The sequence below is a fragment of the Cellulomonas biazotea genome (assembly GCF_004306155.1).
In the GTDB taxonomy this organism is placed as follows: Bacteria; Actinomycetota; Actinomycetes; order Actinomycetales; family Cellulomonadaceae; genus Cellulomonas; species Cellulomonas biazotea.
In genome coordinates, this window is the sequence record NZ_BIMR01000427.1 from 1 (window position 1) to 8,162 (window position 8,162).

Here is an 8,162-nt window from a genome sequence, read left to right on the forward strand (position 1 = left end):
GGGGCCCGCCCGTCGCGACGCGGGACGCGTCAGGCCTTGCGGAGCAGCTCCACGACCTGGAACGCCATCTCCAGCGACTGCTGGTGGTTGAGGCGCGGGTCGACCAGCGTCTCGTACCGGCGCGCGAGGCCCTCGTCGTCGATCTGCTCCGAGCCGCCGAGCACCTCGGTGACGTCGTCACCGGTGAGCTCGATGTGCAGCCCGCCGGGCACGGTGCCCAGTGCGCGGTGCACCTCGAAGAAGCCCGCGACCTCGTCCATGACGTCGGAGAACCGCCGCGTCTTGTACCCGGTGGCGGACGTGATGCCGTTGCCGTGCATCGGGTCGCACACCCACGTGACGGGACGGCCGTCGGCCGTCACCTTCTCGACGAGCGCGGGCAGCAGGTCACGGACCTTGCCGGCGCCCATGCGCGTGATGAACGTGATGCGCCCCGGCTCGCCGCTCGGGTTGAGCCGGTCGATGAGCGCGAGCGCGTCGTCACCGGTCGTCGTGGGCCCGAGCTTGATGCCGAGCGGGTTCTGCACGCGCGAGAAGTAGTCGACGTGCGCCCCGTCGAGCTGCCGGGTGCGCTCGCCGATCCACAGGAAGTGCGCCGAGCAGTCGTACGGCAGCCCGGTCCGTGAGTCGATGCGCGTGAGCGGCCGCTCGTAGTCGAGGAGCAGGCCCTCGTGCGACGAGTAGAAGTCGACCGTCCGCAGCGCGTCGAAGTCCGCGCCGCACGCCGCCATGAAGCGGATCGCACGGTCGATCTCGGCGGCGATCTCCTCGTAGCGCGAGTACGCCGGGTTCGTCGTGAACCCGCGGTTCCACTCGTGCACGCGCAGCAGCGACGCGAAGCCGCCCGTCGTGAACGCACGGATGAGGTTCAGCGTCGAGGCGGACGTGTGGTACGCCTCCAGCAGCCGCTGCGGGTCCGGGGTCCGCGCCTCGGGCGTGAAGTCGAACCCGTTGATGATGTCGCCGCGGAAGGCGGGCAGCGTCACGCCGTCGCGCGTCTCCGCGTCGGAGCTGCGCGGCTTGGCGTACTGCCCCGCCATCCGGCCCATCTTCACGACGGGCAGGCTCGCGCCGTACGTGAGCACGACCGCCATCTGCAGGATCGTCTTGATCTTGTTGCGGATGTTGTCCGCGGTCGCCTCGGCGAAGGTCTCGGCGCAGTCCCCGCCCTGGAGCAGGAACGCCTCGCCCCGGCCCGCCGCCGCGAGGTGGCCGCGCAGCGCGTCGGCCTCCCCCGCGAACACGAGCGGCGGCAGGGCGGCCAGACGGGTCGACACCTGCTCGAGCGCGGTACGGTCCGGCCACTGCGGCTGCTGGCCCGCGGTCAGGTCCCGCCAGGCGTCCAGCCCGGCGAGGACCTGCGGGTCCGGCTCGACGCTCATCAGTGGCTCGCCGGGACGAGCGGCTGACCGATGTCGGTCAGCAGCTCGCCGAACCAGGGCTGCGAGACGTCGAACGCCTTGCCGCCCGCGATGCGCGGGAACTCGATGGCGCGCAGCACGTCGCCCTGCTCCTCGTCGTGCCCGATGACGCCGGACTCGCCGCGCAGGGCGCACTCCACCGCCAGGTCGGTCATGGACTTGATGAGGCGCAGGTCCTCGGCGTTCGCGGCCGCGGCGCGCGAGTAGTAGCCGGACTTCTGGACCATCGTCTTCTCGGCGCCGAGCTTCTCCGCGAACTGCTTCGCGAACCACTGGCCCGGGTTGATCGTGTCGAGCTTCACGTGGCCGAACGGGTCACGCTCGGGCGGCGTGCCGGCGGCGGTGAGCTGCTCGACGATCTCGTGCATGCCCGCACCCTCCGACAGGAAGATGTTGACGTTGCCCTGCTCGTCCATGACCTTCTTGAGGCGCGCGGCCTCGGCGTCGATGTCGAGCGCCAGCTCGGGCACGAAGACGGCGTGGATGTCCCAGCGCTCGCGCGACAGGCCGATCCCGGGGACCCACTCCTGCTGGTCGAGCCACTTGCGGTACTCGGCGGCCGCGGCGGCCGTCAGCCACCCGCAGTGCCGGCCCATGACCTCGTGCACGATGAGCATGCGCGGCCCCGAGCGGTGCTCGCCGATGACGTTCGCGGCGAAGCCCGCGGCCTCCTCGGCGGCGGTCCACGCGCCGAGCGACTGGCGGATCGGGACCACGTCGTTGTCGATCGTCTTGGGCAGGCCGACGACCGTCAGGCCGTAGCCGTTGTCCGCGAGGTACGCGGCCAGGTCGGCGGCCGTCGTGTTCGTGTCGTCGCCGCCGATGGTGTGCAGGACGTCGACGCCGTCGGCCTTGAGCTGCTCCGCGGCGACCTGCAGCGGGTCCTGGCCCTCCTGCACGAGGCCGCGCTTGACGCAGTCCTTCGCGTTGGTGAGCTTGACCCGCGAGTTGCCGATCGGCGAGCCGCCGAAGCGGTGCAGGATGCCGGCCTTCTTGCGCGTGTCCGCGTCGATGACGATCTTGTCGCCACGCAGCAGACCGTAGTAGCCGTGCTCGTACGCGATGATCTCGACGTCCGGAGCGATCTCGGTGTAGCGCTCGATGAGGCCACCGACGGCGGACGACAGGCACGGAGCGAAGCCACCTGCGGTCAGGAGGGCGACGCGACGAACCGACATGAGACACACCTCTCGTAGATGAGCACGGCGGACGCGCACCGGCGTTCCCGCCCTGTCACGCCGGACCCACCACCCCGAGCGGGGGGCGCGGTCCGTGCGCGGTCGGTCTGACCGACCCGCTCATCCTACTGACGCTCCGACCCCTCCTCGGGTGGGACCGGAACCTGGACGTCCGGGACCGGCCGGCCGCCCGGCGCGGCGGGCAGGTGGTCCTGGACGTCGCCCGTCACCGCGGGGTGGCCCGTCGCGATGCGCGCCTTCTGCGTCGCCGCGTACACGTCGACGTACTCCTGACCGGACAGGCTCATGATCGCGTACATGATCTCGTCGGTGACCGAGCGCAGGATGAACCGGTCGTTCTCCATGCCCCGGTAGCGGCTGAAGTCGAGGGGCTCGCCGATGACGACGCCGATCCGCATGACCTTGGGGATCTTGCGCCCGAGGGGCTGAGCGATCTCCGTGCCGACCATCGCGACGGGGATCACGGGTGCCCCGGACTCGAGCGCGAGCCGCGCGACGCCGGTCTTGCCGCGGTAGAGGCGGCCGTCGGGGCTGCGGGTGCCTTCGGGGTAGATGCCGAACAGGTCTCCCTCGGACAGCCGGCGCAGGCCCGTGTTGAGGGCCGCCTCGCTGGCCTTGCCGCCCCCACGGTCGACGGGGATGGTGCCGACACCGCGCATGAACCCCGCGGTCATCCGGCCCTTGAGCCCACGCCCCGTGAAGTACTCCTGCTTGCCGATGAACACGAGCTCGCGGTCCAGGACCAGGGGCAGGAAGAACGAGTCGATCACCGCCAGGTGGTTGCTCGCGAGGATCGCCGCCCCGGAGTCCGGGACGTGCTGCGCACCCCGCACCCAGGGTCGGTAGACGAGGTGCAGCAACGGGCCCACGAACACCCGCTTCATCAACCAGTAGAACAACTGCCCACCTCTCAGCCGACGCGACCGGCGGCACGCTCGGACCCGAGCACGCACACCCGACGGACCAGGTCGCACGGCACCGGACGACGCCCACGACGGCCCGACCGGCGCCCGGCGTCCCCGACCGCTCCGTCCGACTCTAGAGTGCTCTCATGGCTGCACGCCCCGACGACCCCGACGACGCGGTCCCCCACCGGGGTCCCGACGCGTCCGGACCGGCCGACGGCGACCACCCGCACGATCCCTCGCCCGAGCAGCCGCAGAGCGACGACGAGCGCTGGGACGCGATCGTCGCACAGCTCGGGGACCTCGCCGGCTACACGGGCGACGACGAGGACGACGACCCGCGCACCACCCGGACGGCGGAGCCCGCTGCGCCGACGACACCCGACGCGAGCGTCGCCTGGGGTCCGGACGCGCGCGTCGTGCGGCCCGCGCGCGAGGCCGAGGGGCGCGACTGGGACGGGACGACGCAGTACGACGACGCGGAGAGCACCGTCGACGCCGAGGAGCACTTCGTGCCGCCCGACCCCGGGCCCGTGCTCGGCGGTGACCCGCTCCTCACGATGGCGTGGTTCGCGGCCGCCGGGATGCCGGTCTTCCTGCTCGTCGTGCTCGTCGCGTGGCGCGACGCGCCGCAGGCGCTCGTGCAGGCCGCGGCCGTGGTGTTCGTCATCGGCGTCGCGATCCTGCTGTGGCGCATGCCGCACCGGCGCGACCCCGAGGACGACGACACCGGCGCGGTCGTCTGACCGGACGCGACCCGCACCAGCGCCGCTGGCCCGGCCGGGACGTCGACGAGCCCCGAGGCGTCCACCCCGGGGCTCGTCGTGCAGGTCGTCAGAGGCGCGCGAGGTCCGCCGCGCCGACCATGCCGGCGTCGTTGCCCATCGAGGCGGGCACGAACGTCGCCTCGGGCCGGTGGCCGCGGCCCGAGAGCTGCTCCGCGAACCCGCGGCGCGCCGGGGCGAGCAGCAGGTCGCCGGCCGCGACGACACCGCCGCCGACGACGATCAGCGCGGGGTCGAGCAGCGCGGTCGCGGACGCGGCGCCCTCGCCCAGCCAGCGGCCGAGCTCGGCCAGCAGGTCGATCGCCAGGGGGTCGCCCTCCTGCGCCGCCTGCGTGATCTGCGGGCCGACGAGCTTCTCGGCGTCGCCCGCGAGCTCCAGGAGCCGCTGCGCGCGGTCGGGCTGCGTGAGGACGGCGGCCTGTGCGTCGCGCACCAGGGCGCTGCCGGACGCGTACTGCTCCCAGCAGCCCTCGTGCCCGCAGCCGCAGTAGTGCCCGCCGGGCACGACGCGCATGTGCCCGACCTCGGAGGCCACGCCCCACGCACCGCGGACGAGCTCGCCGTTCGAGACGATCGCGCCGCCCAGGCCGGTGCCGACGGTGAGCATGAGCATGTCGTCGACGTCGCGCGCGGCGCCGTAGCGGAACTCCGCCCAGCCGGCCGCGTTGGCGTCGTTCTCGACGACCACGGTGATGTCGTCGGCGATGAGGGCCTTGACCTTGTCGCGCAGCGGGTAGTCGCGCCACGCGATGTTCGGCGCGAACAGGACGCCCGAGCGGTCGGCCGCGACGAAGCCGGCCGCCGCGAGGCCCATCGCACCGATCTCGTAGGAGCCCGCGAGCTCGCCGTACACCTCCGCGATGGCCCGGTCGATGCCGGCGACGTCGTCCGGGGACGTCTCGACCCGCGTCTGCGCGAGGATCACGCCGTCCTCGTCGACCACGCCTGCCGCGATCTTCGTCCCGCCGATGTCCACACCGATGGCGTGCATGTCCGTGAGTGCTCCTACGCGTCAGTGCCGGGGGTCCGCGACCGTGCTGGTCCGCGGCCACCCACGCTAGCGGGCGCGGCGCGCGCCGCGTGCGCCCATCGTCCCGTCGAACCTGGTGGAGGCTACCCGTTCGGGCGAGGATGTGGCCCTTGTCACGTCACGTATCCTCGTCGCACACTTCGCCACTGCCACTGGAGCCAGAATGGACGAGTTCCACACGCCCCTGCTCGTCGAGGTCGATCCCTCGCACAACCTCAACGACCTGTTCGCCGCCCGTGTCCGCGACACGCCCGACCGCGTCCTGGTCGAGCACAAGACCCAGGCCGGTGGCCCCTGGATCCCCCTGACCGCTCGCGAGTTCGACGCCGAGGTCGTGGCCGTCGCCAAGGGCCTGGTCGCCCGCGGCGTCCAGCCCGGCGACCGTGTCGGCATCATGTCGCGCACCCGGTACGAGTGGTCGCTCGTCGACTGGGCGACCTGGGCCGCCGGCGCCGTGCCCGTCCCCCTCTACGAGACCTCGTCGGCCGAGCAGGTCGAGTGGATCCTCACCGATTCCGACGTCTCCCTGCTCGTCGTCGAGTCGCGTGCCCACGAGGCCGTCGTCGAGGAGGTCCGTCCCGCCACCGCGCTGCGCGAGGTGCTCGTGATCGACGACGGGGCCGTCGAGTCGCTCGTCGCTGCCGGCGCCGACGTCCCGGACGAGGAGATCGTCCGCAGGCGCGGCCTCGCGAACCAGGCGGACGTCGCCACCATCATCTACACCTCGGGGACGACCGGCCGTCCCAAGGGTGTCGAGCTGACGCACGGCAACTTCACCGCGCTCACGGTCAACGCCGTCGAGGGGCTGCAGGAGGTCGTCGCGGGCAATGGCGCCCGCACCCTGCTGTTCATGCCGCTCGCGCACGTGTTCGCGCGCTTCATCGAGGTGCTGTGCATCCCCGCCGGCGCCGTCCTGGGTCACACTCCCGACACCAAGACCCTCATCGAGGACCTGGGCACGTTCCGGCCGACGTTCATCCTGTCGGTGCCGCGCGTCTTCGAGAAGGTCTACAACTCGGCCGAGCAGAAGGCCGCCGCCGGCGGCAAGGGCCCGATCTTCCAGCGGGCCGCGAAGACGGCGATCGTCTACTCGCGCGCGCTCGACACGCCGCGCGGCCCGAGCCCGTGGCTGCGCCTGCAGCACAAGGTCGCGGACGTCCTCGTCCTGCACAAGCTCCGGGCCGCGCTCGGCGGGCAGGCCGAGTGGGCGATCTCCGGCGGCGCACCGCTCGGCGAGCGGCTCGGCCACTTCTACCGCGGCGTCGGCCTCAAGGTCCTCGAGGGCTACGGGCTCACCGAGACGACCGCCCCCGCGACCGTGAACCGGCCGGGCAAGACGAAGATCGGCTCGGTGGGGCTCCCGCTGCCCGGCACCGCGATCCGCATCGCCGCCGACGGCGAGGTCGAGATCAAGGGCATCCAGGTGTTCCGCGGCTACCACGCGAACGAGGCGGCGACCGCCGAGTCGCTGAGCGACGAGTGGTTCCGCACGGGCGACCTCGGGGCGCTCGACGCCGACGGGTTCCTCACGATCACCGGCCGCAAGAAGGAGATCATCGTCACCGCCGGTGGCAAGAACGTCGCGCCGACGGTCCTCGAGGACCGCCTGCGCGCCCACCCGCTCATCAGCCAGGTCGTCGTCGTCGGGGACCAGCGCCCCTTCATCGGCGCGCTCGTCACGCTCGACCCCGAGGGCGTGCCCGGCTGGCTCAGCGCCCACGGCAAGCCCCCGATGAGCCTCGAGGAGGCGCGGACCGACCCCGACGTCATCGCGTCGCTCGACAAGGCGGTCGAGAAGACGAACCGGGCCGTCTCGCGGGCCGAGTCGATCCGCAAGTACCGCGTCCTCGACCGCGACCTCACGCTGGCCGACGGGTACCTCACCCCGAAGCTCAGCATCCGCCGCGCCGTCGTCCTCAAGGACTTCGCGGCCGACGTCGAGGCCCTCTACGCGGACGAGCGGGACTGACGGCGGGCCGGTCGGCCGGCCTCCACCAGGCGCAGGGGCGGGACGAGCCCCGACGCCGCCAGCACGCCGATGGCGTGGCGTTCGGCGGCGTCGAGCTCGACCGCCCCTGCGGCCGTCCGCAGCGGCGCGTCGGGCACGGCCGTCGGCCGCACGGGGATCGTCAGGAAGCTCACGACGCAGTCGGCGCAGTCCCTGCCGCGGACCGCGCAGGAGTCGCAGTCGATGATCATGGCCGGGACGCTAGCGACGACGTCCGACAGCCGTGACCGCCTCGCCGGCACGCGCGGAGGCGCCGCAGGTCAGAGGTGCTGCAGTCGCGCCACGAGCGTCGCCGACGGCACCACCCACGCGCCACGCGCCTCGACGTCACGGGCCACGGCCTGGTCGCTCGTGACCACGACCAGCACTCGACCGGCCGGCTCCGCCGCGACGAGGCGGCGCAGCAGGTCGTCGGCGATCTCCCCGACCGAGAACAGGACGCGCACGCCGCGTGCCTGCGTCGACGGCGGCGCCTGACCCGGCTGGCCGTCGAAGCAGCACGTCACCTCGGCGCCCGTCCCGGCGGCGACGCGGCCCAGCCCGTCGACGAGCCGACGCCGCTGCTCCGCGAGCGTCAGGTCTGGGTAGCCGGTCTTCGTCACGTTGTAGCCGTCGACGAGCAGGTGCGCCCACGGCTGCCGCAGGAGCTCGTCGAGCAGGGCCGGGTCGTCGGCGGAGCGCCCGCGCGAGCCCGCCCGGGACGCGACGCGGGGGCCCTCGGGCGCGACGAGGTCGGCCGGCAGGTCGGTGGCGGGCGGCAGCGCGAGCTCGTGCCGCAACCCGCTGGCGGCGTCGACGATCGTGTCGAGGAGCA

General features: G+C 72.8%; 8 protein-coding genes. 2 read left to right on the top strand and 6 right to left on the bottom strand.

The features are described 5' to 3' along the window. Positions 1–29: 29 nt before the first annotated feature. From CBZ_RS19750 to CBZ_RS19760, 3 genes are all read right to left on the bottom strand, one after another. Positions 30–1,382 (bottom strand): class II 3-deoxy-7-phosphoheptulonate synthase, encoded by a 1,353-nt coding sequence (locus CBZ_RS19750; RefSeq protein WP_130783144.1) that lies wholly within the window; start codon positions 1,380–1,382, stop codon positions 30–32. Then, complete coding sequence (locus CBZ_RS19755; protein ID WP_130783145.1) at positions 1,382–2,599, bottom strand: pyrophosphate--fructose-6-phosphate 1-phosphotransferase; 1,218 nt, start codon at positions 2,597–2,599, stop codon at positions 1,382–1,384. The genes CBZ_RS19750 and CBZ_RS19755 overlap by 1 nt, the downstream gene beginning before the upstream one ends. A 125-nt stretch (positions 2,600–2,724) precedes the next feature. Further along, the gene (locus tag CBZ_RS19760) at positions 2,725–3,519 is read right to left on the bottom strand and encodes a lysophospholipid acyltransferase family protein (RefSeq protein WP_246013566.1); all 795 of its coding nucleotides are present in this window, start codon (positions 3,517–3,519) and stop codon (positions 2,725–2,727) included. 152 nt (positions 3,520–3,671) lie between these two features. Between CBZ_RS19760 and CBZ_RS19765 the strand changes: the two genes are divergently transcribed. Next, on the top strand, positions 3,672–4,271 hold the full coding sequence (locus CBZ_RS19765; RefSeq protein WP_130783146.1) for a hypothetical protein: 600 nt from the start codon (positions 3,672–3,674) through the stop codon (positions 4,269–4,271). 88 nt (positions 4,272–4,359) lie between these two features. On the opposite strand, the gene CBZ_RS19770 is transcribed toward CBZ_RS19765, so the two are convergent. Further along, positions 4,360–5,301, bottom strand: a complete 942-nt coding sequence (locus tag CBZ_RS19770; RefSeq protein WP_130783147.1) for an ROK family glucokinase — start codon at positions 5,299–5,301, stop codon at positions 4,360–4,362. A 202-nt stretch (positions 5,302–5,503) separates the two neighbouring features. Between CBZ_RS19770 and CBZ_RS19775 the strand changes: the two genes are divergently transcribed. After that, positions 5,504–7,309: an AMP-dependent synthetase/ligase gene (locus CBZ_RS19775; protein WP_130783148.1), complete on the top strand. Its 1,806-nt coding sequence runs from the start codon at positions 5,504–5,506 to the stop codon at positions 7,307–7,309. Here CBZ_RS19775 and CBZ_RS19780 read toward each other — a convergent pair. Together CBZ_RS19780 and CBZ_RS19785 are read right to left on the bottom strand one after the other, a co-directional pair. Continuing rightward, a complete protein-coding gene (locus CBZ_RS19780) occupies positions 7,288–7,539 on the bottom strand; it encodes a hypothetical protein (RefSeq protein ID WP_130783149.1) in 252 nt (83 codons plus the stop codon). The two genes, CBZ_RS19775 and CBZ_RS19780, sit on opposite strands and share 22 nt — an antisense overlap. A 69-nt stretch (positions 7,540–7,608) precedes the next feature. Then, the coding region (locus CBZ_RS19785; protein WP_174768704.1) for an NYN domain-containing protein at positions 7,609–8,162 on the bottom strand (554 nt) is incomplete at its 5' end.